General features: G+C 72.6%; 25 protein-coding genes. 5 read left to right on the forward strand and 20 right to left on the reverse strand.

Features of this window, described 5'->3' with window-relative positions:
- Window positions 1-2: 2 nt before the first annotated feature.
- The 3 genes from recO to leuA form a co-directional block, all read right to left on the reverse strand.
- The gene (gene recO, locus AB0F71_RS05805; RefSeq protein ID WP_360228729.1) at window positions 3-749 is read right to left on the reverse strand and encodes a DNA repair protein RecO; all 747 of its coding nucleotides are present in this window, start codon (window positions 747-749) and stop codon (window positions 3-5) included.
- Window positions 750-940: 191 nt separating this feature from the next.
- Window positions 941-1,612: a TerB family tellurite resistance protein gene (locus AB0F71_RS05810; protein WP_360228732.1), complete on the reverse strand. Its 672-nt coding sequence runs from the start codon at window positions 1,610-1,612 to the stop codon at window positions 941-943.
- Between the two features lie 300 nt (window positions 1,613-1,912).
- On the reverse strand, window positions 1,913-3,709 hold the full coding sequence (gene leuA / locus AB0F71_RS05815; RefSeq protein ID WP_360228735.1) for a 2-isopropylmalate synthase: 1,797 nt from the start codon (window positions 3,707-3,709) through the stop codon (window positions 1,913-1,915).
- 333 nt (window positions 3,710-4,042) lie between these two features.
- Between leuA and AB0F71_RS05820 the strand changes: the two genes are divergently transcribed.
- Both AB0F71_RS05820 and AB0F71_RS05825 read left to right on the forward strand, forming a co-directional pair.
- Complete coding sequence (locus tag AB0F71_RS05820; protein ID WP_360228738.1) at window positions 4,043-5,065, forward strand: M4 family metallopeptidase; 1,023 nt, start codon at window positions 4,043-4,045, stop codon at window positions 5,063-5,065.
- A gap of 120 nt (window positions 5,066-5,185) precedes the next feature.
- The gene (locus AB0F71_RS05825) at window positions 5,186-5,452 is read left to right on the forward strand and encodes a protealysin inhibitor emfourin (protein ID WP_360228741.1); all 267 of its coding nucleotides are present in this window, start codon (window positions 5,186-5,188) and stop codon (window positions 5,450-5,452) included.
- Window positions 5,453-5,571: 119 nt separating this feature from the next.
- Here the strand turns inward: AB0F71_RS05825 and era are convergent, their stop codons facing one another.
- The 15 genes from era to hrcA all read right to left on the reverse strand — a co-directional run bounded on the left by era (window position 5,572) and on the right by hrcA (window position 21,043).
- On the reverse strand, window positions 5,572-6,501 hold the full coding sequence (gene era / locus AB0F71_RS05830; protein ID WP_030061259.1) for a GTPase Era: 930 nt from the start codon (window positions 6,499-6,501) through the stop codon (window positions 5,572-5,574).
- A gap of 60 nt (window positions 6,502-6,561) precedes the next feature.
- On the reverse strand, window positions 6,562-6,744 hold the full coding sequence (locus AB0F71_RS05835; RefSeq protein ID WP_360228745.1) for a hypothetical protein: 183 nt from the start codon (window positions 6,742-6,744) through the stop codon (window positions 6,562-6,564).
- 75 nt (window positions 6,745-6,819) lie between these two features.
- Complete coding sequence (locus AB0F71_RS05840; protein WP_360228748.1) at window positions 6,820-7,173, reverse strand: cytidine deaminase; 354 nt, start codon at window positions 7,171-7,173, stop codon at window positions 6,820-6,822.
- Between the two features lie 55 nt (window positions 7,174-7,228).
- The gene (locus AB0F71_RS05845; protein ID WP_360228751.1) at window positions 7,229-7,780 is read right to left on the reverse strand and encodes a DUF4383 domain-containing protein; all 552 of its coding nucleotides are present in this window, start codon (window positions 7,778-7,780) and stop codon (window positions 7,229-7,231) included.
- A gap of 51 nt (window positions 7,781-7,831) precedes the next feature.
- Entirely contained in the window at window positions 7,832-8,068 is a 237-nt protein-coding gene (locus tag AB0F71_RS05850; protein ID WP_360228754.1) for a hypothetical protein, read from the reverse strand.
- 33 nt (window positions 8,069-8,101) lie between these two features.
- Window positions 8,102-9,424 carry a hemolysin family protein gene (locus AB0F71_RS05855; RefSeq protein WP_360228757.1) on the reverse strand — a complete coding sequence of 441 codons (1,323 nt, stop codon included), beginning with the start codon at window positions 9,422-9,424 and terminating at the stop codon, window positions 8,102-8,104.
- Window positions 9,425-9,443: 19 nt separating this feature from the next.
- A complete protein-coding gene (ybeY, locus tag AB0F71_RS05860; protein WP_030061268.1) occupies window positions 9,444-9,938 on the reverse strand; it encodes an rRNA maturation RNase YbeY in 495 nt (164 codons plus the stop codon).
- A gap of 14 nt (window positions 9,939-9,952) precedes the next feature.
- On the reverse strand, window positions 9,953-12,058 hold the full coding sequence (locus AB0F71_RS05865) for a PhoH family protein (protein ID WP_360228979.1): 2,106 nt from the start codon (window positions 12,056-12,058) through the stop codon (window positions 9,953-9,955).
- A gap of 301 nt (window positions 12,059-12,359) precedes the next feature.
- Entirely contained in the window at window positions 12,360-13,283 is a 924-nt protein-coding gene (locus AB0F71_RS05870; RefSeq protein ID WP_360228760.1) for a ribonuclease Z, read from the reverse strand.
- Between the two features lie 6 nt (window positions 13,284-13,289).
- Complete coding sequence (locus AB0F71_RS05875) at window positions 13,290-13,643, reverse strand: histidine triad nucleotide-binding protein (protein ID WP_360228763.1); 354 nt, start codon at window positions 13,641-13,643, stop codon at window positions 13,290-13,292.
- A 55-nt stretch (window positions 13,644-13,698) separates the two neighbouring features.
- A complete protein-coding gene (locus AB0F71_RS05880; RefSeq protein ID WP_360228766.1) occupies window positions 13,699-14,484 on the reverse strand; it encodes an RDD family protein in 786 nt (261 codons plus the stop codon).
- A gap of 128 nt (window positions 14,485-14,612) precedes the next feature.
- Window positions 14,613-17,861, reverse strand: coding sequence for a PDZ domain-containing protein (locus AB0F71_RS05885; RefSeq protein ID WP_360228769.1), 3,249 nt, complete (start codon window positions 17,859-17,861; stop codon window positions 14,613-14,615).
- Between the two features lie 82 nt (window positions 17,862-17,943).
- A complete protein-coding gene (locus AB0F71_RS05890) occupies window positions 17,944-18,693 on the reverse strand; it encodes a 16S rRNA (uracil(1498)-N(3))-methyltransferase (RefSeq protein WP_360228772.1) in 750 nt (249 codons plus the stop codon).
- Between the two features lie 94 nt (window positions 18,694-18,787).
- A complete protein-coding gene (dnaJ, locus tag AB0F71_RS05895) occupies window positions 18,788-19,930 on the reverse strand; it encodes a molecular chaperone DnaJ (protein WP_360228775.1) in 1,143 nt (380 codons plus the stop codon).
- Between the two features lie 78 nt (window positions 19,931-20,008).
- Window positions 20,009-21,043, reverse strand: a complete 1,035-nt coding sequence (gene hrcA, locus AB0F71_RS05900) for a heat-inducible transcriptional repressor HrcA (RefSeq protein ID WP_360228778.1) — start codon at window positions 21,041-21,043, stop codon at window positions 20,009-20,011.
- A gap of 267 nt (window positions 21,044-21,310) precedes the next feature.
- Between hrcA and htpX the strand changes: the two genes are divergently transcribed.
- From htpX to AB0F71_RS05915, 3 genes are read left to right on the forward strand one after another with little or no spacing between them, the layout of a single operon-like run.
- The gene (gene htpX, locus AB0F71_RS05905; RefSeq protein ID WP_360228781.1) at window positions 21,311-22,231 is read left to right on the forward strand and encodes a zinc metalloprotease HtpX; all 921 of its coding nucleotides are present in this window, start codon (window positions 21,311-21,313) and stop codon (window positions 22,229-22,231) included.
- Window positions 22,232-22,276: 45 nt separating this feature from the next.
- Window positions 22,277-22,861, forward strand: coding sequence for a hypothetical protein (locus tag AB0F71_RS05910; RefSeq protein ID WP_360228784.1), 585 nt, complete (start codon window positions 22,277-22,279; stop codon window positions 22,859-22,861).
- 23 nt (window positions 22,862-22,884) lie between these two features.
- Entirely contained in the window at window positions 22,885-23,718 is an 834-nt protein-coding gene (locus AB0F71_RS05915; RefSeq protein ID WP_360228787.1) for a DUF3097 domain-containing protein, read from the forward strand.
- Here the strand turns inward: AB0F71_RS05915 and AB0F71_RS05920 are convergent.
- Together AB0F71_RS05920 and hemW are read right to left on the reverse strand one after the other, a co-directional pair.
- Window positions 23,709-24,254, reverse strand: a complete 546-nt coding sequence (locus tag AB0F71_RS05920; protein WP_360228790.1) for a Uma2 family endonuclease — start codon at window positions 24,252-24,254, stop codon at window positions 23,709-23,711. The two genes, AB0F71_RS05915 and AB0F71_RS05920, sit on opposite strands and share 10 nt — an antisense overlap.
- 21 nt (window positions 24,255-24,275) lie before the next feature.
- Window positions 24,276-25,505 (reverse strand): radical SAM family heme chaperone HemW, encoded by a 1,230-nt coding sequence (gene hemW / locus AB0F71_RS05925; protein ID WP_360228793.1) that lies wholly within the window; start codon window positions 25,503-25,505, stop codon window positions 24,276-24,278.
- Between the last annotated feature and the right edge of the window lie 37 nt (window positions 25,506-25,542).

The raw sequence follows: 25,542 nt of genomic DNA on the forward strand, positions 1-25,542 counted from the left end.
GCTCACTTCTCCACGTATCTCATCGAGCGGATGCCCCGCTCCAGGTGCCACTGCAGATAGGCCGCGACCAGGCCGCTGCCCTCCCGCCAGTACCGCGGCTCGCAGGCGTCGGCCGTCCGCCAGTCCCCTGACAGCAGCGCCCCGAGCAGTACCAGTGTCTCAGGGGAGGGTACGGCACATCCGGGCACTCGGCAGTCCGCGCAGAGCACCCCCCCTGCGGGGAGGGAGAAGAAACGGTTCGGCCCGTCCAGGCCGCACTTGGCGCAGTCCGTGAAGCTCGCGCCGTACCCGTTCACCGCGAGCGAGCGCAGCAGGAAGGCGTCCAGCACCAGGTGCGACTCGTGCGTCCCGGCCGCCAGCGTGCGCAGCCCGCCCACCAGCAGCAGGTACTGCTGGACGGCCGGCTCGCCCTCGTTCTCGGCGAAGCGCTCGGCCGTCTCCAGCATCGCCGTGCCGGCGGTGTAGCGGCCGTAGTCGGTGACGATCGATCCGCCGTACGGGGCGATGGTCTCCACCTGGGTGCACAGCGGCAGCCCGCGCCCGATCAGCTCGCTCCCCCGGCTGAAGAACTGCACGTCCACGTGCGAGAACGGCTCCAGCCGGGCGCCGAACTTGGACTTGGTCTTGCGCACCCCGCGCGCCACCGCCCGCACCTTGCCGTGGTGGCGGGTCAGCAGGGTGATGATCCGATCGGCCTCGCCGAGCTTCTGCGCCCGCAACACGACGCCGTCGTCCCGGAAAAGGCTCATGCCCCCCATTGTCCCCCAGGGCACGGACAGCCGTGGACAGCCGTGTTGCCCGCACCGGGGACCGTGGGGGAGGACCACTGCGGTGCGGGTCACGGCGGGTCCGGAGGGGGGCACCTCCCGGCCGAAGGCCGGGGGCGAGCGGGCCCGTTTGTGGGGGATACGGAAGGTCCGGAGGGACGGGGGCCGAGGCCCTACAGGTTCTCGTACGGCGCCCGGGTCGCCGCCTCCAGCAGCGCCGGCACCTGGCTCTGCGGCAGGTCCAGGCAGCTGCCGACGGCGGCCAGCGCCTCGCGCTCCTGCGGCAGGTAGCGCCCGTCCGCCAGGGCGATCGCGGCGCCCAGCAGCAGCAGCCGCTCCCGGCCCTGCTGGGCCAGGTGCGGGGCGAGCGGTTCGAGCACCGCGTGCAGTTCCACGGCCAGGCCGCCGGACATCCCGTGGGCGTCGTGGAGTTCGCCGCCGAGCCCGGAGAGCGCGGCCAGCGCGGCCAGCACCTGGGCCTCGCCGCAGTCCTCGAACCCGGCCTCGCGCACCGCCGTGCATGCCGCCTCGCGGGCCGCCCGGTGGGCGGTGCCGCCGGCCGCGAGCAGGGCCAGCGCGATGGTGTACTGGGCGTCCCGCAGCATCGCGCCGAGGCGCACGCTGGTGGGCTGCTCCAGGGACTCGACGCCGTAGCGCCCGTGGCAGCTGGTGCACTGCACGCTGCCGATCACCGGCCCGAGCGGCGCGACCGGCGTCCCCAGCAGGCGCAGCCAGCGCCGGCCGTGCTGCCGGCGGTAGTTACGGTCCCCGCCGCAGCCCGGGCAGAAGAAATCACCGAGAACATCGGTCCGCCACCTCGGGCGGACACCCCACAACCTGGTCACGGCGCCACTCCCCAGACATGGCAGGCGGCCTGCACAACTATGGACAGGTCACGCGACCGGACACCGAGGCCGTCCCACCGACCCGGCTTGCCGGTGGATCGATGTTGCCACGGTTACCGGCACGTGTCAGTACCTCGAACGGCTTCCGATCCGAAAAAATGTGGCGCAGGCCACAGCCCGCCGGAACGCCCTGCGGACACGGCGAAGGGCCGCCCCGCGGGACGGCCCTTCGCGTACCACCCTAGGGCGTGTCTGACAATTCCCGCCGGGCGCGCGAATTGTCAGACACGCCCCAGGGAGTTAACCCCGCTGCGAGCGGTTGACGGCACTGATCATCGCCTTGAGCGAGGCCAGCACGGTGTTGCCGTCGATGCCCACGCCCCACAGCACCTTGCCGTCCACCGCGCACTCCACGTACGCGGCCGCCTGGGCGTCGCCGCCCTCGCTCAGCGCGTGCTCGGCGTAGTCCAGCACCCGTACGTCCACGCCGATCCGGGCCAGCGCGTCCGCGAAGGCCGAGACCGGGCCGTTGCCGGTGCCGGACAGGGTCACCGGCACTCCGTCCACCACGGCCTCGGCGGTCAGCGCGTCCCGGCCGTCCTCGGTGGTCAGGGTGCGCGAACCCGCCAGCGACAGCCGGCCCCACGGGTTGCCGGTGGTCGGCAGGTACTCGTCCTCGAAGACCCGCCAGATCTCCGCCGGGCTGACCTCGCCGCCCTCGGCGTCGGTCTTGGCCTGGATGATCCGGGAGAACTCGATCTGCATCCGGCGCGGCAGGTCCAGCTTGTGGTCGTTCTTGAGGACGTACGCCACCCCGCCCTTGCCGGACTGGCTGTTGACCCGGATGACCGCCTCGTAGGTGCGGCCGACGTCCTTCGGGTCGATCGGCAGGTACGGCACGCCCCAGGTGTGCTCCGCCACCGGCACCCCGGCCGCCTTCGCGTCCGCCTCCAGGGCGTCGAAGCCCTTCTTGATGGCGTCCTGGTGCGAGCCGGAGAAGGAGGTGTACACCAGGTCCCCGGCGTACGGGTGGCGCGGGTGCACCTCCATCTGGTTGCAGTACTCGGCGGTGCGGCGCACCTCGTCGATGTCGGAGAAGTCGATCTGCGGGTCGATGCCCTGCGAGAACAGGTTCATCCCCAGCGTCACCAGGTCGACGTTGCCGGTCCGCTCGCCCTGCCCGAACAGGCAGCCCTCGATCCGGTCCGCGCCCGCCATGTAGGCCAGCTCGGCCGAGGCCACGGCGGTGCCGCGGTCGTTGTGGGGGTGCACCGACAGGCAGACGAACTCGCGGCGCGACAGGTTGCGCGACATCCACTCGAACTGGTCGGCCTGGACGTTCGGGGTGGCCCGCTCGACGGTGGCCGGCAGGTTCAGGATGATCTCGCGGCCCTCGCCGGGCTGCCAGACGTCCATCACCGCCTCGCAGACCTCCAGCGCGAAGTCCAGCTCGGTGTCCACGAAGATCTCCGGCGAGTACTGGTAGCCGAAGACGGTGTCGTCGCCCAGCAGCTTCTCCGCGTACTCCATCACCAGCCGGGTCCCGTCCACCGCGATCGCCTTGGTGGCCGCCTCGTCGTTGCGGAACACCACCCGGCGGAACAGCGGCGCGGTCGCGTTGTACAGGTGGACGGTCGCCCGCGGGGCGCCGACCAGCGACTCGACGGTCTTCTCGATCAGCTCCTCACGGGCCTGGGTCAGCACCGAGATGGTGACGTCCTCCGGGATCGCCCCCTCCTCGATCAGCGACCGCACGAAGGCGTGGTCGGTGGCGCCGGAGGACGGGAAGCCGACCTCGATCTCCTTGTAGCCCATCGCCACCAGCAGGTCGAACATCTTCCGCTTGCGGGCCGGGGACATCGGGTCGATCAGCGCCTGGTTGCCGTCCCGCAGGTCGGTGGAGAGCCAGCGCGGCGCCTTGGTGATCACCTGGTCCGGCCAGGTGCGGTCCGGCAGGTCGACGGTGCCGAACGGCAGGTAGCGCCCGTGGCGCATGCCCGAGGGCCGCTGGCGCACGGAGGCGGCGGTGATCGGGGTCGGCCGGTCGACGAAGGCGCGAGCGGCGGGGACGGACGCGGCGGAGGTCTGCTCGGTCATGGAGGGGACTCTCGGCTTCCTGTGGATGCGTGATGCGGGCGGTCGGGAGGGATCGACACCGACTGGCCGGCCGCTGCTGCGCCCCGCGACGCGCCCTCGCGTCGCCGTTTCCGCGCACAGCTCGTTCCCCGCGGCGAGGGAGCCGGCCCGGTGGACTACAGGCCCTCGACGCGGCAGCTAAGAAGAAGCAGCCCGTTGCGCATGATGTGGCCCAGCGTAACCCAGGCCCGCGCGCCCCCGAAGTGATCCGGGCTACCGTTCCACCCCTTGAGACGTGGACCGGTCCTGCCGCAGGTGGTGACATCCGGTCATCGAGGCCTCACCCTGGGCCGCATGACTGCAGGAGTCCCGCGCTGCGCGATCGTCCCGCCGTACGTCCTGGACCGCCTCGCCGAGGCCGGTCACCAGCCCGCCGTCCACTCCCTCGCCCTGGACGCCGCGCACCGCGCGGCCCGCCTCGCCGCTCCCCCGCCGACCGCCGGCGCCCCCGGGCTCAGCCGGCTGATCCACGACGCCGGGCACGGTCAGCGGCTGCCCGGGCGCACCGTCCGCACCGAGGGCCAGGCCCCGGTCGCCGACACCTCCGTCAACCACGCCTACGACGGCCTGGGCGCCACCTTCGCCCTCTACTCGGAGGTCTTCGGCCGCGACTCGATCGACGGCCGGGGCCTGCGGATGGACGCCAGCGTCCACTACGGCCGCAACTACGACAACGCCTTCTGGAACGGCCGGCAGATGGTCTTCGGCGACGGCGACGGCCAGATCTTCGGCGACTTCACCGCCTGCATCGACGTCATCGGCCACGAACTCACCCACGGCGTCACCCAGTTCACCGCCGGGCTGGAGTACCAGGACCAGCCCGGCGCGCTCAACGAGTCGGTCTCCGACGTCTTCGGCTCGCTGGTCAAGCAGTACGCCCTGCACCAGGACGCCGCCTCCGCCGACTGGTTGATCGGCGCCGGGCTGCTCGCCCCCGGCATCCAGGGCGTGGCGCTGCGCTCGATGAAGGCCCCCGGCACCGCCTACGACGACCCCCAGCTCGGCAAGGACCCGCAGCCCGCCCACATGCGGGACTACGTGAACACCGCCGAGGACAACGGCGGGGTGCACATCAACTCCGGCATCCCCAACCACGCGTTCTACCTGCTGGCCACCGCCCTCGGCGGATCCTCCTGGGAGCAGGCCGGGCGGATCTGGTACGACGCCCTGACCGGCGGCACGCTGACCGCCACCGCCGACTTCACCGCATTCGCCCGGGCCACCGTGGCCGCCGCCAAGGCCCGCTACCCCGACAAGCCCCCGATCGCCGACACCGTGACGGCCTCCTGGGCCCAGGTCGGCGTCAGCCCGGGGTGACCGCGGACGACCGGTTCACCGCCGGTCCGGACCGGTTCGGGACCGGTCCGGGACCGGTTTCGAGGTCACGGTCGGGGAAAAGAGCCGCAAAAGCCTTCCCTGCGTAGCACGATGGACACCATGCGCATCCAGGTCACCCGGACCGGCGGGCTCGCCGGAATCCTCCGTCACGCGGAGCTCGACACCGTCGACCGCACGGACGCCCCGCACGTCCACGCGCTCGCCCGCGAGGCCGTCGCGGGCGGGCTGCGCGCGCCCTCGTACGGGGTGCCGGACGGCTTCCACTACGAGATCACCGTCGACGGGCGGACGGTGTACTGCGCCGACCCCAAACTCACCGACTCGCAGCGGGAGCTGGTCTCGCTGGTGCTCCGCGAGGGGGCGTAGGCCCCTCACGCGGGCCCCGGTGCGGCACGGGTCCGGTGCGGCACGGGCCCGCCCGACGCGCGCGTACGGCGTCCGGACGGGCCCGGGGCGGCTCACCGCCCGTCGCTGTACTCCCCCGGTCAGAAGCCCAGCTTGCGCAGCTGCTTGGGGTCGCGCTGCCAGTCCTTGGCCACCTTGACGTGCAGGTCCAGGTAGACCGGCGTGCCGAGCAGCGCCTCGATGTGCTTGCGGGCGGTGGTGCCGACGTGCTTGAGCCGCGCGCCCTTGGCGCCGATCACGATCGCCTTCTGGCTCTGCCGCTCGATGTAGACGTTGGCGTGGATGTCGAGCAGCGGGCGGTCCGCCGGGCGGCCCTCGCGCGGCAGCATCTCCTCGACCACGACGGCCAGCGAGTGCGGCAGTTCGTCCCGCACGCCCTCCAGGGCGGCCTCGCGGATCAGCTCGGCGACCATGATCTGCTCGGGCTCGTCGGTGAGGTCGCCCTCCGGGTAGAGCTGGTCGCCCTCGGGCAGCAGCTTGGTGAGGAGGTCGGCGACCAGTTCGACCTGCTTGTCGCCGACCGCGGAGACCGGGATGATCTCGGCCCACTCGAAGCCCAGCTCGATGCCGAGCTGGTGGATGGCGATCAGCTGCTCGGCCAGGCGCTTGGAGTCGACCAGGTCGGTCTTGGTGACGATGGCGACCTTGGGGGTCTTCTTGATCCCGGCGATCTCCTTGGCGATGAACTTGTCGCCGGGGCCGATCTTCTGGTCGGCGGGCAGGCAGAAGCCGATCACGTCGACCTCGGCCCAGGTGGTGCGGACCAGGTCGTTGAGACGCTCGCCGAGGAGAGTGCGGGGCTTGTGCAGGCCGGGGGTGTCGACCAGCACGAGCTGGGCGTCCGGGCGGTGCACGATGCCGCGCACGGTGTGCCGGGTGGTCTGCGGGCGGTCGGAGGTGATCGCGACCTTCGTCCCCACCAGGGCGTTGGTCAGGGTCGACTTGCCCGCGTTGGGACGGCCGACGAAGCACGCGAACCCGGAGCGGTACGAGGAGGAAGGGGCATTCATGGGCCCCATTCTCCCTGATCAACGGAGCCCCGCCGTCCGGGGCCGGTCCGTCGGGGACGGTCAGCCCTTGCCGCCGCCCCGTCCGACCAGCGAGAACACCACCAACAGGAGCAGGAAGGCGAGTGAGCCCCAGAGCCAGTAGACCGTGCCGGTCTCCTGCCACTTGCCCATGCCCATCACGAACAGCACCAGCCCGGCGACGAACGCCAACGCCCCCATGCCCCAGCCCCTCACCGAGTCCACCCCTCCGGTGAGATTATCTGCTGAATACAGGGGCGCGGCCCGTCGCAGCTGCCCCGACGGGCCGCCGGAGGCCGCTCAGCGGGCCTCGGCCGCCACCCGCAGTGTCCCGTCCGGCCCGGCCAGCAGCACCGGCGTACCGGCCCCGCCCAGGTCCCGCACGGCCGCCAGGTCGGCCTCGGCGGGCTGCTCGGCCTCGCTCACCACGGCGGCGGCCTCCAGCGACTTCGCACCGCTGGCCACCGCCATCGCCACCGCCGTCTGCAGCGCGCTCAGCCGCAGCGACTCCAGCGCGACCGTGCCGGCCACGTAGGTGCGGCCGGTCTCGTCACGCACCGCGGCCCCCTCGGCCACGCCGTTGCGGGCGCGGGCCGAGCGGGCCAGGGTGATGATCTTCTTGTCCTCGGGGTCGAGTTCGACGATGTCACTCATGCGCCGAGCATAGGCGGCCGCTCCCCCGCCCGGGCGGGCGAGTCACCGTCACACCTCAGTGGCCGACCGGGTGGGTACGGCCGGGGTTGGGGTTGAGCACCTTGACGAAGGTCTTCGCGGCGCCGGACGGCAGCGGCTCCTCGTGCGAGGCCCGCTCGCGCCAGAACGGGTTGTCGTGCGGCAGGTGGCTGCTCACCCGGCCGTACATCCCGAAGGTGGTCACGACGACTCCGAAGACGAACGCGAACAGCACATTCGACATCCGGAAGTTGAGGATGTTCGCGTCCGGCCGGCCGAGCACCGTCAGCCCGTAGAAGCCGGACAGGACGAACAGCACGCCGACCACCATGTTGAGGTTGGACGCGAAGTTCCCGCCGATCACCGCTCCGGCCAGCAGGACCGCCCCCGCCACGATGGACAGGATGCTCAGCGCCCCGTTGGTCGACAGCCCGGCGATCCGGTCACCGTGGGTGGCCAGGAAGCCGGGATGGTCGGTCAGCCCCAGGATCCCGAACACGATCAGGAAGATCCCCCCGAGCCCCGCCCCGACCCGCCACACCAGGGCGAGCCGTCGATCGACGGTCGGCAGTTCGTCTTGCAGCTTCATGGCGACCTCCAGAGCTCGGCCCAGGCCGACAAGCACGGCCGAAGGGCACGGCTAGCTGTAGGGATGGCTCCCCTGCATGTGCGGCGTCTCGTGCATGTAGAGCGAGCCGCACTGCTGGCAGCAGCGCAGTCCGGTGCCCCACTCCTGCTCGGGCCGGGTCTCGGCGTCGGCGGGCATGGTCCGGCCGCAGAGCGCGGTCGACGGGTCCTCGTCCCGCACCACGTGCCAGGACTTGACTCCGCCGGCCGCCCCCTGCGGGCCGTACTCCGCGCGAAGTTTGTGCGTCATGCCCTCCATGGTCGCGCGGCGACCGCCCACCCGCTACTCGCCCGCGGCCCGCACCGTCTCCGACCCGCGCACCGGCGCGGCGACCATCGAACCGATCCGGTTGCGGCGCCCGGCCGAGGACTCGGCGGTCAGCAGGATGCCGGTCAGGCCGTCCGCGGCCGGCTCGGGCAGCGGGATCTCGCAGGCCGAGCCGGGGATCGGCACCCGGCCCAGGTGCTTGGCCAGCAGGCCGCCGACGGTCTCGACGTCCTCGTCCTCCAGCTCGATCCCGAACAGCTCGCCCAGGTCCTCCACCAGCAGCCGGGCGGTGATCCGGTACGAGCCGTCGCCGAGGTCCTCGACCGGCGCGATCTCCCGGTCGTACTCGTCGGTGATCTCGCCGACGATCTCCTCCAGGACGTCCTCGATGGTGACCAGGCCCGCCGTGCCGCCGTACTCGTCGATCACGATCGCGACGTGCGAGCGGCGCTGCTGCATCTCCCGCAGCAGGTCGCCGGCCGGCTTGGAGTCCGGGACGAACACGGCCGGGCGCATCACCGCGCCGACCTCCTCGGCCTCCGCCTCCCGGTTGATATGGGTGCGGCGCACCAGGTCCTTGAGGTAGACGATGCCGACCACGTCGTCCTCGTTGTCGCCGACCACCGGGATCCGCGAGAAGCCCGAGCGCAGCGCCAGGGTGAGCGCCTGCCGGACGGTCTTGTGCCGCTCGATCATCACCAGGTCGGTGCGCGGCACCATCACCTCGCGCACGATCGTGTCGCCCAGTTCGAAGACCGAGTGCACCATCCGGCGCTCCTCGTCCTCGATCAGGTCGTCCTTCTCGGCGAGGTCGACCAGCGCCCGCAGCTCGGCCTCGGAGGCGAACGGCCCCTCCCGGTACCCCTTACCCGGGGTCAGCGCGTTGCCCAGCAGGATCAGCAGCCGCGGGATGGGACCGAGCACCGCGGCCAGCGGCAGCAGCACGAAGGAGGCCGCGGTCGCGGTGGAGATCGGGTGCTGGCGCCCGATCGTGCGCGGCGAGACGCCCACCGCGACGAAGGACACCAGCACCATCACGCCGAAGGCCAGCAGCACGGCCTGCCAGGTCGGGTGGATGTTGCGCACGCACACCGCGGTGACCAGCACCGCGGCCGCCATCTCGCTGGCCACCCGGATCAGGGTGGCCAGGTTGAGGTAGCGGAACGGGTCGGAGGCGACGGCCAGCAGCCGCGCGGAGCCGCGCCGGCCGTTGCGCACGGCCTCCTCGGCCCGGAACCGGGAGACCCGGGAGACGCCCGCCTCGGCGCACGCAGCCAGCCAGCCCAGCACGACCAGGGCCACGGCACCGAGGATGAAGCTCGTACTCTCACCACTCACGGGAGTTCGGGCCCCGCGCTCAGTGGGTGGTGGGAGCCGGGGAGATGCCGCCGAGGCCCCGGCCCGCCCGCCAGTCGTCCAGGATCCGCTTCTGGAGGGCGAACATCTCTTCCTCCTCCTCCGGCTCCTCGTGGTCGTAGCCGAGGACGTGCAGCACGCCGTGGACGGTGAGCAGTTGGAGCTCCTCGTCCATCGAGTGCTTGGAGGGGGCCGCCTTGCCCTGCTGCTCGGCGACCTCGGGGCAGAGCACGATGTCGCCGAGCAGGCCCTGCGGCAGCTCCTCGCCCTCCTTGCCGGGACGCAGCTCGTCCATCGGGAACGACATCACGTCGGTCGGTCCGGGCAGGTCCATCCACTGGATGTGCAGCTCCTCCATCGCCGCACCGTCCACCAGGATCACGGACAGTTCGGACTGCGGGTGGATCCGCATCTTGTCCAGGGCGAAGCGGGCGACGTCGAGGATGGCTTCCTCGTCGGCGTCCCAACCGGACTCGTTGGCGATGTCGATCGACATGACGGGCTGTGTGCTCAGCTTTCGGTGCGATGGGACTGTCGGGGTGCGCGCGCCGCGGCGGTCTTGCCGGGGCGCCGCTGGGCGGGCTTGCGGGCGGCCGGGGAGTTCTCCTCGGCCTCCTGCAGCGCGTCCCAGCGCTCGTAGGCGTCCACGATCCGGCCGACCAGCTTGTGGCGGACCACGTCGGTGCTGGTGAGGACGGAGAAGTGGATGTCCGGGACGTCGGCCAGGATCTCCTGGACGACCTTGAGCCCGCTGCGGGTGCCGCCCGGGAGGTCGATCTGGCTGGTGTCGCCGGTGACCACCACCCGGGAGTTGAACCCGAGGCGGGTGAGGAACATCTTCATCTGCTCGGGCGAGGTGTTCTGGGCCTCGTCCAGGATGATGAAGGCGTCGTTGAGGGTGTTGTGTGTCAGTAGGTGGCCCTCGGTCACGTAGAGCGAATCGGCCGCCGCGACCTGGATGCAGACGGCTTCCTCGCGCCCGGCGGGCTCGATGAGGTCGATGTGCCGCATCGGCCGACCTCCGCCGCCGGCGGTGAGGTACTTCTCCGCCTTGCGCCGGAGCCTGAAGGGTTCGACCCCTTCGGGAAGGCGGATGTCGACGACGTGGGCATCGCGGCGGTGGTGGACGTCGCGGCCCCGCGCACGGCCCGGCTTCCGGCCTTCCGCCAGTCTGCGCCGGGTGTAGGCCACCCCGCCGAGGGACCGGACCAGTTCGATCACGTCGTCGCGCAACAGGATCGAGGTGGTCGTGTACTGGACCCGACAGGTTCGACCGGCCTGTGTCACCGGCCCACCATCCGCGTCCAGCAGTCCCTGGAGGACGGCCGAGCGGATCGCCGGGGAGTTGCGGAGGTAGACCTCGGGTACGAACTTCGACGACGACCTGCCGCCCAAAAGGTCCAGCTCCCGAAGGACCTCGGTGACCGGGTTCGCGAGGGTCATCAGGTCGCCCGGCGCCTTCACCCGGCTCAGCGTGTAGTCGACTCCGCCCTTCGACCGGACCTCGATCCCTGGCAGTGCCGCCTCGAGGGCGGACGCGAGCTCGGGGTCCTCAGTGGCGAACGAGGGCGTCGTGGAGCCGGTGAGGCAGCCGTCACCGAGCAGCAGACCCAAGGCGTACGGGTCCATGGGTACGTCCTGCTCCGGAAAGCGGACCGGCTGGCTGAGCAGCGGCAACTCGTACCGCCGTGCGTGGGCGGCCCGGAGGTTCCCGATCATCTCCCGGGTTTCGAGAACCCGCCAGGGCTTGTTCCGGCGGCGGTCCGCCGCTGTCCGAACCGTCCACAGGTGCTCTCCGCAGCAGAGCGTCGATGCCCCGTCCTGAGCCGTGACACGGTAGATGTCCTTCTCGCCCTGCGGGTACACACCCAGCACGGGCGTCGGCTCGCCGTTCGACCCGGTGACGAGGTCGCCGACCTGGAGGTCGCCGATCGGACGCCAGCCGTCCGGCGTGAGCACCTTGGTGAAGACCGGTTGCGCGCGGCCGCGCATGTATGCGAGCGGGGCGACCTCGATGGTGCCGGCCGCCATCAGGCGCGGGATGGAGTCCGGGTCCATCATGTCGTGCAGCGCGTCGTACAGCGGGCGCAGGTAGGGGTCGATCTTCTCGTAGAGGGTGCCGGGCAGGAAGCCCAGCCGCTCGCCCGCCTCGACCGCCGGGCGGGTCAGGATGATCCGGTTGACCTCCTTGGCCTGGAGGGCCTGGACGGCCTTGGCCATCGCCAGGTAGGTCTTGCCGGTGCCGGCCGGGCCGAGGCCGAAGACGATCGTGTGCTTGTCGATCGCGTCGACGTAGCGCTGCTGGTTGAGCGTCTTGGGGCGGATCGTGCGGCCGCGGTTGGACAGGATGTTCGCCGTGAACACCTGGGACGGCGCCGGGCTGTCCGGGTCCTCCTCGCGGAGCATGGCGATGGAGCGCTCCACGGAGTCCTCCGTCAGGGGCTGGCCGGTGCGCAGCACCAGCATCATCTCGTTGAACAGCTTCTGCACGAGGGCGACCTCGGCGCGCTCCCCGGTGGCGGTCACCTCGTTGCCGCGGACGTGGATGTCGGCGGCGGGGAACCCCTGCTCGATCACGCGCAGCAGCGAGTCCGCCGTGCCGAGCAGGGTGACCATCGGATGCTTCTCGGGGATGACGATCCGGGCGCTCACCCGGCCGTCGTCGGTCGGTTCGGGGCGCGACTGTCCGTCGGTACGGGTCTGCGATGTGTCACTCATGGGTCGGCGCTGGGCCTGCCTCATCCCATCCGTGGTCTCGTGTGCCGCTCGGTCTCTCCGGGGCACCAGGGTACGCCGCGAGCGTGATCGCCGCGGCGGGCGGCGGGGCCGCACCCGACGATGCTGCGGCAGATCGCGGGGCGGCGCGAGCCCTTTTCGCGGGGAGCCCGCGCGGCGTCCACCGCCGGCGCCGCGCCGTTCACGGGTGACGGCGGGCGGGGACGGGCACCCGGGCGAGGTCCTCGGCGAGCACCAGCTCCCCGTCGAAGTGCTTGCGGGCGTCGGCCAGGTGCTGGCCCAGGTCCGGGTAGCGCTGGGAGAAGTGGGTCAGCACCAGGGTCCGCGCCCCGGCCTCGGCGGCGACCTTGGCGGCCTGGCCGGCGGTGAGGTGGCCGTGGTCCTCGGCGAGGTGGGCGTCGGCGTCGGTGAAGGTCGCCTCGACCACCAACAGGTCGGCCCCCTCGGCCAGTCGGTGCACCCCCTCGCAGAGCCGGGTGTCCATCACGAAGGCGAAGCGCTGGCCCCGCCGGTGCTCGCTGACCTCGTCCAGGGTGACAGTGCGGCCGTCCACCTCGACCGCGCCCTCGTGCTGGAGCCGGCCCACGGCCGGGCCGCGCACGCCGGCCTCGGCGAGCCGCTCGGGCACCAGCCGGCGGCCGTCCGGCTCGGACAGCCGGTAGCCGAAGGACTCCACCGGGTGGTCCAGCCGGACGGCGTCCAGCGCGAAGCGGGCGCCGGGCGCGGGCAGCGGGCCGGGTTCGTCGATCGGCCGCGGCCGCAGCACGGCGGTCTCGTGGTACGCGGTGGCGTGCCGCAGCCGCTCGAAGTAGACCTCCCCGGAGGCCGGGAAGTAGACGTCCACCGGGTGCGGGACCCGGTCAAGGTTGATCCGCTGGATCACCCCGGCGAGGCCCAGGCAGTGGTCGCCGTGGAAGTGGGTCACCGCGATCCGGGTGATCTGGGTGGCCGAGACCCCGGCGTGCAGCATCTGGCGCTGGGTGCCCTCGCCCGGGTCGAACAGCAGGCCCTCGCCGTCCCAGCGGAGCAGGTAGCCGTTGTGGTTGCGGTGCCGGGTGGGCACCTGGCTGGCGGTGCCGAGGACGACGAGTTCGCGCTGGGACACCTGGGATCAGACCATGCTCTCGTTCATCGGCATCCCGCCGAGCACGTGCACGTGGGCGTGGAACACGGTCTGCCCGGCGCCCGCACCGGTGTTGAAGATCAGCCGGTAGTCCTCGACGCCCTCGTCCCGCGCCACCGCGCCCGCCTCGGCCAGCAGTTCGCCGGCGATCTCGGGCTCGGCGGCGCCCAGCGCCGCTGCGTTCGGGTAGTGGACGTGCGGGATCACCAGGACGTGCACGGGGGCCTTGGGGGCGATGTCGCGGAAGGCGAGGACGCGCTCGGTCTTGCGCAGCACGGTCGCCGGGATCTCGCCCGACACGATCTTGCAGAACACACAGTCGGACTGCGGCTCGCCGGCCATCGGAATCTCCTCGGTTCGGTCGTCGATCACGTTGCACGGGCCGTACGGGCGCAGCCTAGCCGAGCCGCCCGACCGCCTGCCGGTACTCCCTCAGGTGCTTCCAGCGCACCGAGCGCATGCCGACCACGTCCCCCTCCTCGAGGTCGAAGTCCTCGGACAGGAAGGCCACCGCCAGGAAGACGAAGCCGAGCAGCCAGCGCCTGGTCAGCCGCCAGGTGTTGGGGCGCATCACCCGCTTGCGGCGCACCACCCGCATCGCCAGGATCCCCTTGCCCACGCTGAAACCGGTCAGCCGGGCGAGCACCACCTGGTTGAGGAACGAGGCGAGCAGGCCGACGCCCAGGAAGGCCGCCCAGAACTGCACCACCGTGCCGCTCGCGTGCTGGGCGGCGTGGCCGGCCGCGGCCGCGACCGGCTTGGTGCGGCCCGCGGCCTCGTCGGAGGCGACGGCGGCGGAGAAACCGAGGCTCAGTGCGAGGGCGAAGTCCAGCACGATCGCCAGGAAGCGCCGGAAGCCGCCCGCCTCCGGGGGGCACGGCGGCAGCGCGGGCTGCGGCTGCTGGTGGTTCTGCTGCTGCGGGTAGGGCTGCTGCTGCGCCTGCGGGTACGGGGCCTGCCCGTACGGCGGTTGGGCCTGCGGGTACGGCTGGGGCTGCCCGTACGGCTGGGGCTGCTGCGGGTACGGCTGCGGGGGCTGCCCGTACGGACCCTGGCCGTACGGGTTCGGCCCCGGGCCGCTCTGCGGGTACTGCTGCTGCGGGTACGGCTGGTTCTGCGGGTACTGCTGGTTCTGCGGGTACTGCTGCTGCGGGTACTGCGGCGGCGGATAGCCCTGCGCCATGGTGTGCTCCCCCGTGAGCCGTCGACCAGATCACGATCGTGATCAAGAACAGCCCCGCATCCTACCCACGCCCCGGCACGGGAGCCCGGCCGCGCCGGACCCCCGCGCCCCGAAGGGCCCCGCGCCGGCTACCCCCAGGGCAGTGGCGGCGCCGTGCGGGCCGGGGTGGCGGCCAGGGTGTCGAGGGCGATCCGCACCGCCTCGGCCAGCTGCGGGTCCTCGCCGGCCGCCCAGTGGTGCGGGGCGAACGGCACCTCGACGTCCGGGTCGACGCCGTGGTTCTCCAGGCCCCAGCCGTAGTTCTCCATCCACATCGCGTACTTGGGCTGGGTGACCAGGGTGCCGTCGACCAGCTGGTACCGGCTGTCGATGCCGATCACCCCGCCCCAGGTCCGGGTGCCGACCACCGGGCCGATGCCGAGCGCCTGGATGGCGGCGTTGACGATGTCGCCGTCCGAGCCGGACAGCTCGTTGGCGATCGCGACCACCGGCCCGCGCGGGGCGTCCATCGGGTAGGGCACCCGGCCCTCGGTGTCCCGGATCGCGTACCAGCCGACGATCCGCCGGGCCAGCTTCTCTATCACCAGCTGCGAGGTGTGGCCGCCGCGGTTCTCCCGGACGTCCACGATCAGGCCCTCCTTGGCCATCTCGGTGGAGAGGTCGCGGTGCAGCTGCGCCCAGCCGGCCGTCTGCATGTCGGGGATGTGCAGGTAGCCGAGCCGGCCGCCGGACAGCTCCCGCGTCTTCGCCCGCCGGCCGGCCACCCAGTCGTGGTAGCGCAGCGCCTCCTCGTCGGCGAGCGGGACGACCACGGGGTGGCGCCGGTCGGTGCCGTCCTTTCCGGCCACGGTCAGCTCGACCGGCTGCCCGGCGGTGCCCGCCAGCAGCGGGGCCGGGCCGGTGACCGGGTCGACCGGGCGGCCGTTGACGGCGAGCACGGCGTCGCCCGGGCGGACCGCCGCGCCGGGCGCGGCCAGCGGCGAGCGGGCGCGGGGGTCGGAGGACTCGCCGGGCAGGATCCGGCCGATCCGCCACTGCTCGCCGTCCCGGACCAGGTCGGCGCCGAGCAGGCCCTGGCGTCGGGCGGGCTCGGTGTAGCGGCCGTACGGGACGACGTAGGCGTGCGAGGTGCCGAGTTCGCCGTTCACCTCCCAGAGCAGGTCGACCAGTTCGTCGTGCGAGCCGACCCGCTCGACCAGCGGCCGGTAGCGCTCCAGGATCCCGGCCCAGTCGACGCCGCCGAGGTCGGGGCGCCAGAAGTTGTCCCGCATCAGCCGGCCGTTCTCGGCGTACATCTGCCGCCACTCGGCGGCCGGGTCGACGGTCACCCGCAGCCGGGTGAGGTCGACGGCGGTCTCGTCGTCCTCGCCGCCGGCCTTGCGGTCGGCCGGGACGATCCGCAGCTCGCCCCCGTCCAGCACGGCCAGCCGGGTGCCGTCCCCGCTGACCGAGAACCCGTCGACGCCGTGCACCAGTTGCTCGACCCGGCGCTTCCTGAGGTCGAAGCGCTCCAGCACCGGGCGGGGCCGGTCGTCGTCCAACGAGGCCGCCTCGTCGCCGAGTTCGCCGAGCAGCGGCGCCCTGGTCCACAGCACCCCGTCCTTGGCGGCGCGCAGCGCGTGGAAGCGGCCGCCCTCGACCGGGAAGGGGACGATCCGGTCGGCGATGCCGTCCAGGTCCACCCGGACGGCCGGCGCCGCCCCGCCCGCGGCCTCCTCGCCGTCCGCCGTGCGGGCCCCGGGCTCGTCCTCCTCCCCGCCGGGCGCCCGCCCGGACCGCTGCGGGCCGAACGGGGGCGGCGTCTCGGCGGCGAGCGTCACCAGGTAGGGGCGGCAGCCGTTCGGGAAGGACAGGCCGAAGGCGTGGGCGTCGTAGACCGGGTCGAAGCTGCGCACCGACAGGAAGGCCAGGTAGCGGCCGTCCGCGGTGAAGGCGGGCGAGGTGTCCAGGAAGCGCTGCGAGGTGACCTCCCCGACGGTGCGGGTGGCCAGGTCGGCCAGCACGATCTGGCGCAGCGAGTACGGGCCCATCCGGTGCACCGGGCGCGACCAGGCCAGCCAGGCCGAGTCCGGGCTGAACACCAGTCCGCTGACCTCGCCGTCGGTGCTGCGCTCCAGCTCGTGCACGGCGCCGTCGGCCAGGCCGACCACCAGCACCCGGCCGTCGTGCACGCCGACCGCGGCCCGCCTGCCGTCCGGGGAGACCACCAGCGAGTTGACCCGGCCCAGTCGCCCGGCGGCCAGCCGGCGCCGCTCGGGGTCGTGCACGGCGGGGGCGTACTCCAGGGCGTCCTCGCCCTCGGCGTCGGACACCCAGAGCACGCCCTGGGCGCCGTCCTCGCCCGGCACCACCCGGGCCAGCCGGGCGCGCACGCCCGGGGTCTCGTCCAGCACCCGGGCCGGGCCCTCGCGGTGGGTCAGCCAGTGCACGCTGCCGCGCACCACCACGGCGCCGGCCCGGCCGGTGCGGTCCGGGGCGACGGACTCCAACCAGTGCGCGGCGTGCACCGGGTGGGGGCGGCGGCGGGCCCGCGAGCCGGCCGGACGGACGTCCAGCCGGCGCGGGGTGGCGGTCTCCAGGTCGTCCAGCAGCCACAGGTCGCCGGCCCGGTGGAACACCACCCGGGTGCCGTCGGTGGTGGCGTTGCGGGCGTAGAAGCCGTCCGGGTCGGTGCTGTGGCGGCGCAGGTCGGAGCCGTCCGGGCGGCTGGACCACAGCTCGCCGACGCCCTCGTGGTCGGACAGGAAGGCGATCCGGCCGTCGCCGTCCCCGGCCACCCAGAGCGGGGAGTCGAGCTGCCCGGCCAGCTCCTGGTGGATCCGGACGAACCGGTCCTGCCCGATCCACAACTTGCCGGCCCGGCCGCCCCGGTAGCGCTTCCACCAGGCCGGCTCGCGGTTGTTGACGGTCACCAGCAGCACCCGGTCGCCGTCCGGCTCGAAGGCGAGCCCGCCGACCGGCCCGTACGGCAGCCGCACCGCCTCGCCGCCGTCCAGCGGCACGGCGTGCGCCCAGCAGCGGCGCACGCCGGACTCGCCCGCGCCGGTGGTGGCGATCGGGCGCCCGTCGGCGGTCCAACCCTGCACCCGGGTCTCGGCGTTGCCCCAGTACGTCAGCCGCCGCGACGGTCCGCCGTCCACCGGCACCACGTGCACCTCGGGGGCGCCGTCCCGGGTGGAGGTGAAGGCGATGTGCCGCCCGTCCGGGGAGAACCTGGGGTGCTGCACCGGCAGGTGATCGGCCGTCAGGCGCCAGGCCCGGCCGCCGTCCAGCGGGGCGAGCCACAGGTCGTCCTCGGCGACGAAGGCGACCAGGTCACCGTGCAGATGGGGATGGCGCAGATAGGCGCCCGCAGAGGTGCTCAGGGAGTCCGTCACGCCGCCAGCGTAGGCAGCTTCGGGTACGAGCCGCTCCGTTTTCCGCAGACTCCCGGCGGGCGCACGGGAGTTGCCGGCGGGGTCAGGCCCAGCGGCCGGTGCGCCCCAGCAGCAGCGCGCCCGCCGCCACCCCGGCGGTCGAGGTGCGCAGCACCGAGGGGCCCAGCCGGTACGGCTTGGCGCCGGCCTCGGCGAAGGCGGCCAGCTCCTCCGGGGAGACCCCGCCCTCCGGGCCGACCACCAGCACGATGTCCCCGTCGGCCGGCAGCGCGGCCTGCGCCAGCGGCTCGGCGCCCTCCTCGTGCAGCACCGCGGCGAGCGCGGCCCCGGCCAGCAGCGGTGCCAGCTGCCGGGTGGTCATCGGCTCGCGCACCTCGGGGAAGCGCAGCCGGCGGGACTGCTTGCCCGCCTCCCGGGCGGTGGCCCGCCACTTGGCGAGCGCCTTGGCGCCGCGCTCGCCCTTCCACTGGGTGATGCAGCGCGAGGCGGCCCAGGGGACCACCACGTCCACGCCGACCTCGGTCATGGTCTCCACGGCCAGCTCGCCGCGGTCGCCCTTGGGCAGCGCCTGGACGACCACGATCCGCGGCGCCGGCTCCGGCTCCCGCCGCACGGCGGCCACCGTGACCTCGATCGCGTCCTTGCCGAGCACCGCGGCGACGGTGCCGTCCACGCCCAGCCCCAGCCCGTCCGCCAGGGTGACCGCCTCGCCGGTCGCCAGCCGCTTCACCGCCGCCGCGTGCCGCCCCTCGGGCCCGTCGAGCCGCAGTACGGCCCCGGGCGCGGCGGCGGCGATCCGCTCGGTCTCGACGACGAAGACGGGCGCGGTCATGGCGGGGAACCTTTCCTGGGGTGGCCTGCGGCCGGGGAGGGGAAACACCGCAGGGGTGCCGGGGGTCCTCCCCCCGGCACCCCTGCATGGACGACTACCGGCCGTTGAAGGCGTCCTTCAGGCGCGAGAACAGGCCCTGCTGGCCCGGCGCGAACTGGCCGGACGGCCGCTCCTCGCCGCGCAGCAGCGAGAGCCGGCGCAGCAGCTCCTCCTGCTCGGCGTCGAGCTTGGTGGGCGTCTGCACCTCGACGTGCACTATCAGGTCGCCCCGGCCGCCGCCGCGCAGGTGGGTGATGCCCCGGCCGTGCAGCGGGATCGACTGGCCGGACTGGGTGCCGGGCCGGATGTCGACCTCCTCCAGCCCGTCCAGGGTCTGCAGCGGCACCTGGGTGCCGAGCGCGGCCGCCGTCATCGGGATGGTGACGGTGCAGTGCAGGTCGTCCCCGCGCCGCTGGAAGACCGCGTGGGTGGTCTCGGCGATCTCGACGTACAGGTCGCCGGACGGGCCGCCGCCGGGGCCGACCTCGCCCTCGCCGGCCAGCTGGATCCGGGTGCCGTTGTCCACACCGGCCGGGATCTTCACGGTCAGGGTGCGGCGGGCCCGCACCCGGCCGTCGCCGGCGCACTCGGGGCAGGGGGTCGGCACCACGGTGCCGAAGCCCTGGCACTGCGGGCACGGGCGGGAGGTCATGACCTGGCCCAGGAACGAGCGGGTGACCTGGGACACCTCGCCCTTGCCGCGGCACATGTCGCAGGTCTGGGCCGAGGTGCCGGGGGCCGCGCCCTCGCCGTTGCAGGTGGTGCAGGTGACGGCGGTGTCGACCTGGAGTTCCTTGGTGGTGCCGAAGGCGGCCTCCTCCAGGGTGATCTCCAGCCGGATCATGGCGTCCTGGCCGCGGCGGGTGCGCGAGCGCGGGCCGCGCTGGCCGGCCGCGGCGCCGAAGAAGGCGTCCATGATGTCGGAGAAGCCGAAGCCCGCCGCGCCGGCGCCGAAGCCGCCCGCGCCACCGCCGCCGCCCGGCGACAGCGGGTCGCCGCCCAGGTCGTAGACCTGGCGCTTCTGCGGGTCGGAGAGCACCTCGTAGGCGGCGTTGATCTCCTTGAACCGCTCCTGCGTCTTCGGGTCCGGGTTGACGTCCGGGTGCAGTTCGCGTGCCAGGCGCCGGAACGCCTTCTTGATCTCGTCCTGCCCCGCATCCCGTCGGACGCCGAGTACCGCGTAGTAGTCCGTGGCCACCAAATGCTCCGCTTGTTCCGCCTGTAGTAGTGCTGCGACTGGACGCCGGCCGTTGCGAATCCAACGGCCGGCGGTGTGCTACGACTCGGCCAGGATCTGGCCCACGTACCGTGCCACCGCCCGCACCGCCCCCATTGTGCCCGGGTAGTCCATCCGGGTCGGACCGATCACACCCAGTTTGGCCACACTCTCGTCGCCCGAACCGTAGCCGACCGAAACGACCGAGGTGGAATTCAGCCCTTCGTAGGCGTTCTCCCGCCCGATCCGGACCGTCATCGCGGCGTCCGTGGTCTCACCCAGGAGGCGGAGCAGGACGACCTGCTCCTCCAGGGCCTCCAGCACCGGCTGGATGGTGAGCGGGAAGTCGTGCCCGAAGCGGGTCAGGTTGGCGGTGCCGGCCAGCATGATCCGTTCCTCGTTCTGCTCGGCGAGCGCCTCGAACAGCGTCGCCAGGACCGTGCTGACGGTCGGCCGGTCGGCCGCCTCGAAGGCCGCCGGGAGCTCCTCCAGGAGCCCCGGGACGTCCGGCAGCCGCTGGCCGGCCGCCCGGGTGTTGATCCGCGAGCGCAGGTCCGCCAGGACCGTCTCGCCGACCGTGCCCGGGCAGTCGACCATCCGCTGTTCGACCCGGCCGGTGTTGGTGATCAGCACCAGCATCACCTTGGCCGGGGCCAGCGCCACCAACTCGATGTGCCGGACGGTGGAGCGGGTCAGCGAGGGGTACTGCACCACGGCGACCTGGCGGGTCAACTGGGCGAGCAGCCGCACCGTACGGGTGACCACGTCGTCCAGGTCGACGGCGCCGTCCAGGAAGTGCCGGATCGCCCGGCGCTCCGGGGAGCTCATCGGCTTGATCTCGGCGAGCTTGTCGACGAACAGCCGGTAGCCCTTGTCAGTGGGGATCCGCCCGGCGCTGGTGTGCGGCTGGTGGATGTACCCCTCCTCCTCCAGCGCCGCCATGTCGTTGCGCACGGTGGCCGGGGACACCCCGAGGTTGTGCCGCTCCACCAGGGCCTTGGAGCCGACCGGCTCCTCGGTGCCCACGTAGTCCTGGACGATCGCGCGCAGCACGGCGAGCTTGCGGTCGTCCAGCTGGCGGACCTCTCCGGCCATGGGGCACGCACCTCCGTCTTCGCACGTTGTCCGTCTGTGATGCTGCGAGCCGCTCCGGGGAGGGCCCCGACCCTGGCACTCTGCACGCACGAGTGCCAAAACCGTACCTGCCAGTGTACGGCCCGGGTCGTACCGCAGGAACGGCCCGGCCGGGGTGATCCTGCCCGCAGTTCCGGACGGCCACCGCGACACTCCGCGTGCACGGGTGGTGCCCCGGGGCCGTCCGGGTGGCAGCATCGAAAGCGACGGCGAACGGAGGAGCAAGCGATGTCGAGCTCGGGCCAGCACACCCGTTTCGCGCCCGACCGCGGCCTGACCAGCCGCATGGTCGGGACGATGTTCGTGATCGGGCTGCTGTACGTCGGTTTCACGGGCCTGCTGATCGCGCTGCTGCGCGGGGCCTGGCCGCTGATCGTGCTGATCTCCGGCGGGCTGTTCGTGGCCCAGTTCTGGTTCAGCGACAAGATCACCGAGCGGGCCATGGGCGCCCACCAGGTGACCGAGGAGCAGTACCCCCAGCTGCACGGCACCATCGACCGGCTCTGCGCCCTGGCCGACATGCCCAAGCCCCGCGTGGCGGTCGCCGACAACGACATGCCGAACGCCTTCGCCACCGGCCGCAACCCGCAGAACGCCGTGGTGTGCGTCACCACCGGCCTGCTGCGCCGACTGGAACCCGAGGAGTTGGAGGGCGTCCTGGCGCACGAGCTGTCGCACGTCGCCCACCGGGACGTCGCGGTGATGACCATCGCCGGCTTCCTGGGCGTGCTCGCCGGGGCGATGACCCGGGTCGCGATGTACGGCGGGTTCATGGGCGGCAACCGCAACAGCAACGACCAGAACGCGGCCATCGCGGCGCTGGTCATCCCGCTGGTGTCGATCGTGGTCTACGCGATCAGCTTCCTGCTCACCCGGCTGCTGTCCCGCTACCGCGAACTGGCCGCCGACCGGGCCGCCGCCCAGCTCACCGGCCGGCCCAGTGCCCTCGCCTCGGCGCTCACCAAGGTCACCGGGCAGATCGCCGCCATCCCCACCGAGGACCTGCGCAAGGCCCAGCCCTACAACGCCTTCTACTTCGCCCCGGCGCTGAGCGCCAGGGAGACCGCCTCCCAGCTGCTCTCCACCCACCCGACGCTGGAGAAGCGGCTGGCCCAGCTGGCGAAGATCTCCGAGCAGCTCGGCCGCTGACCCCCCACCGACCCGCCCCGCCCTGCCCCGCCCGAGAGGACCGCCGTGGGATTCCTGGACGCCCTGTTCGGCCGCACCAAGCCCGTCAAGCCCGACCTCGACCAGCTGTTCGGCCTGCCGTCCGCCGCGCTCACCCTGGAGGCCGGGGCCGGGTTCCTCCCCACCGGGCTCGGCTCGGTCTGCTTCGCGGCCGTCGAGGGCGCCGCCTTCGTCCAGGTGGAGCAGCAGGTCCGGGCCCTGCTGGACGCGGACACCGAGCGCGGCGGCGTCCCGGTGGAGGCCTCCAAGGACGGCTACGGCTACTCCTGGCTGCTCACCCGGCACACCCCCGAGGAACTCCCGGAGCTGGTCAACGACCTGCACGCGGTCAACAGCGAACTGGAGGCGAACGGCTTCGGCCCGCAGCTGCTCTGCTCCCTGGTCGTCTTCCGCAACGCCGAGGGCCAGTCGCTGGCCCTGGTCTACCTCTACAAGCGCGGCACCTTCTACCCCTTCGCCCCGATGCCCGGCGGCGGCGAGCGGCGCAACAGCCCGCTGGAGCTCCAGGTGAACGCGATGCTGGGGAACGACCTGCGGCTGGAGAAGGACCTCAGCCGCTGGTTCCCGGTCTGGGGCGCGCCGGGTCTCTGACACCCCGTCCGTAAAATCGCCCCATGCACAGCCACCAGTACGGACCGGACCTCACCCCGCCGTGGAAGAAGCAGCAGCCCGCACCCGAGGTGCCGGCCGAGCGGGACCTGGTGGTCGAGGAGGCGGCCACCGGCTACTGCGGGGCGGTGGTGCGCTGCGAGCGGACCGCGGAGGGGTTCACCGTCACCCTGGAGGACCGCTTCGGCAAGCACCGGGTCTTCCCGCTGGTGCCGCGCGGCTTCCTGCTGGAGGGCAGGGTGGTCACCCTGGTGCGCCCGGCCGCCCCGGCCGCGCCGCGCACCCCCGCCCGCACCGCCTCCGGCTCGATCGCCGTGCCCGGTGCCCGGGCCCGGGTCGCCCGCGAGTCCCGGATCTACGTCGAGGGCCGGCACGACGCCGAACTGGTCGAGCGGGTCTGGGGCGACGACCTGCGCATCGAGGGCGTCGTCGTCGAGTACCTCCAAGGCATCGACGACCTCCCGGCGATCGTCGGCGACTTCGCCCCCGGCCCCGGCCGCCGCCTCGGCGTCCTGGTCGACCACCTGCTCCCGGGGACGAAGGAGCACCGCATCGCCGCCCAGGTCACCGGCGAGTCGGTGCTGGTCGTCGGCCACCCCTACATCGACATCTGGCAGGCCGTGAAGCCGTCCAGCGTCGGCATCCCCGCCTGGCCCGCCGTCCCCCGCGGCGAGGACTGGAAGGAGGGCACCTGCCGCCGCCTCGGCTGGCCGGTGGACACCCCGGCCGCTTGGAAGCACATCCTGTCGAAGGTCAATTCCTACAAGGACCTGGAGCCCGAACTGCTGGCCAAGGTCGAGGAGTTGATCGACTTCACCGCCCTGCCGGGTCAGGAGTAGGCCTGGAACTCCGAGGTGTCGAGCGTGACGTCCAGCAGATCCACCGGAATGGGCTCGCCGAACTCGACGGTCCGCATCACCGTGTAGTCCGGCAGTCCGGAGACACTCGCCCGGGTCGGCTCGGTCAGCAGCACACAGACGGCCTTGAGCGGGTCAACGATCAGATACGCGGGAATCCCACCCTGGGCATAGAGCTCCCGCTTGGTTCGGTGGTCACGGAGCGCGCTGGGCTTCGTGACCACTTCGACCACCAGAGTGACCGCGGCTGCGGGCAACTCCTCAACGGGCCCGCGCTCGAACACAACCAGGTCCGGTTGCGGCTCACCGGCGTCACCCGGGAAGGAGAGGCTCTGCTTCGTCAAGCCATGCCATTTCCCGTAGGGGATCTGGTCGAGCAGGGACGCGACGATGAGGTTGGTCGCCAGGTCGGAGCTCGGAGACAGCAGGATCTCCCCGAAGATGATCTCGACACGAACACCTTCCGGGATTTCGAGCCGCTCAAGGACCCTCTGCACCCGCGTACTTGAAGTAGTCACGCGAACACGATAGGTCCCCGGTCAGTCCACCAGGTCACGCACGACGGCGTCCGCCAGGAGCCGTCCCTGGAGGGTCAGGGCGGCGCGGCCCTGCTCGTAGGCCGTCTCGGCGAGGAGGCCGTCGGCGAGGGCCTTGGCGGCGGCCCGGCGGCCCGCCTCGGCGAGGAGGTCGAGGGGGATGCCGTCGGCCAGGCGCAGTTCCAGCAGGATGCGCTCGACCCGGCGGTCCTCCTCCGACAGCACCTCGCGGCCCAGGGCCGGGGTGCGGCCCTCGGCGAGGGCCTGGGCGTAGGCGGCGGGGTGCTTGGCGTTCCACCAGCGGACGCCGCCGACGTGGCTGTGGGCGCCGGGGCCGGCCCCCCACCAGTCGGCGCCGGTCCAGTAGAGCTCGTTGTGGCGGCAGCGCCCCTCGGGGGTGGTGGCCCAGTTGGAGACCTCGTACCAGGAGTAGCCGGCCGCGCTGAGCGCCTGTTCGGCGATGAGGTAGCGGTCGGCGTGCACGTCGTCGTCGATCATCGGCAGTTCGCCGCGCTTGACCCGGGCGGCCAGCTTGGTGCCGTCCTCGACGATCAGGGAGTACGCGGAGACGTGGTCGGGCCCGGCGCCGATCGCGGCGTCCAGGGAGGCCCGCCAGTCGTCGTCGGACTCGCCGGGGGTGCCGTAGATCAGGTCGAGGTTGACGTGGTCGAAGCCGGCCGCGCGGGCCTCGGCCACGCAGGCCTCGGGGCGGCCGGGGGTGTGGTGGCGGTCGAGCAGCCGCAGGACGTGCGGGCGGGCGCTCTGCATGCCGAAGGAGATCCGGTTGTAGCCGCCCTCGCGCAGCTCGGCCAGGTACGCCGGGTCGACGGACTCGGGGTTGGCCTCGGTGGTGACCTCGGCGCCCGGGGCGAGCCCGAACTCCTCACGCAGCGCGGCCAGCATCTTCACCAGGTCGCGGGCGGGCAGCAGGGTCGGGGTGCCGCCGCCGAGGAAGACGGTCTGCACCGGGAGGTCGACGTCCCCGAGGACGCGACGGGCCAGCCGGATCTCGGCGACCACGTTGTCCGCGTAGGTCTCCTGGGAGGCGACGGCCCCGGAGGAGCGCAGCTCGGTGGCGGTGTAGGTGTTGAAGTCGCAGTAGCCGCAGCGGCTGGCGCAGTACGGGACGTGCAGGTAGAAGCCGAACGGCCGGTCGCCCAGCCCGGTGAGGGCGTGCGCGGGCAGGGAACCGTCGGACGGCACCGGTTCGCCGTCGGGGAGTGCGGAGGGCATGACCCCATTGTCCCGTACGACTCACCCGAACTCGTGA

Origin of the sequence: Kitasatospora sp. NPDC028055, from assembly GCF_040637885.1 — a bacterium.
In the GTDB taxonomy this organism is placed as follows: Bacteria; Actinomycetota; Actinomycetes; order Streptomycetales; family Streptomycetaceae; genus Kitasatospora.

Bases quoted from the DNA above. Each gene is read 5' to 3' on its own strand.
- AB0F71_RS05840 (WP_360228748.1), bottom strand. From the start codon at position 7,173: ATGAGTGACATCGTCGAACTCGACCCCGAGGACAAGAAGATCATCACC.
- ybeY (WP_030061268.1), bottom strand. From the start codon at position 9,938: ATGTCGATCGACATCGCCAACGAGTCCGGTTGGGACGCCGACGAGGAA.
- AB0F71_RS05880 (WP_360228766.1), bottom strand. From the start codon at position 14,484: ATGGCGCAGGGCTATCCGCCGCCGCAGTACCCGCAGCAGCAGTACCCG.
- AB0F71_RS05825 (WP_360228741.1), top strand. From the start codon at position 5,186: ATGCGCATCCAGGTCACCCGGACCGGCGGGCTCGCCGGAATCCTCCGT.
- era (WP_030061259.1), bottom strand. From the start codon at position 6,501: ATGAATGCCCCTTCCTCCTCGTACCGCTCCGGGTTCGCGTGCTTCGTC.
- AB0F71_RS05850 (WP_360228754.1), bottom strand. From the start codon at position 8,068: ATGACGCACAAACTTCGCGCGGAGTACGGCCCGCAGGGGGCGGCCGGC.
- AB0F71_RS05820 (WP_360228738.1), top strand. From the start codon at position 4,043: ATGACTGCAGGAGTCCCGCGCTGCGCGATCGTCCCGCCGTACGTCCTG.
- htpX (WP_360228781.1), top strand. From the start codon at position 21,311: ATGTCGAGCTCGGGCCAGCACACCCGTTTCGCGCCCGACCGCGGCCTG.
- AB0F71_RS05845 (WP_360228751.1), bottom strand. From the start codon at position 7,780: ATGAAGCTGCAAGACGAACTGCCGACCGTCGATCGACGGCTCGCCCTG.
- AB0F71_RS05890 (WP_360228772.1), bottom strand. From the start codon at position 18,693: ATGACCGCGCCCGTCTTCGTCGTCGAGACCGAGCGGATCGCCGCCGCC.
- hrcA (WP_360228778.1), bottom strand. From the start codon at position 21,043: ATGGCCGGAGAGGTCCGCCAGCTGGACGACCGCAAGCTCGCCGTGCTG.
- hemW (WP_360228793.1), bottom strand. From the start codon at position 25,505: ATGCCCTCCGCACTCCCCGACGGCGAACCGGTGCCGTCCGACGGTTCC.
- leuA (WP_360228735.1), bottom strand. From the start codon at position 3,709: ATGACCGAGCAGACCTCCGCCGCGTCCGTCCCCGCCGCTCGCGCCTTC.
- AB0F71_RS05865 (WP_360228979.1), bottom strand. From the start codon at position 12,058: ATGGTCACCCTGCTCGGCACGGCGGACTCGCTGCTGCGCGTGATCGAG.
- AB0F71_RS05875 (WP_360228763.1), bottom strand. From the start codon at position 13,643: ATGGCCGGCGAGCCGCAGTCCGACTGTGTGTTCTGCAAGATCGTGTCG.
- recO (WP_360228729.1), bottom strand. From the start codon at position 749: ATGAGCCTTTTCCGGGACGACGGCGTCGTGTTGCGGGCGCAGAAGCTC.
- AB0F71_RS05915 (WP_360228787.1), top strand. From the start codon at position 22,885: ATGCACAGCCACCAGTACGGACCGGACCTCACCCCGCCGTGGAAGAAG.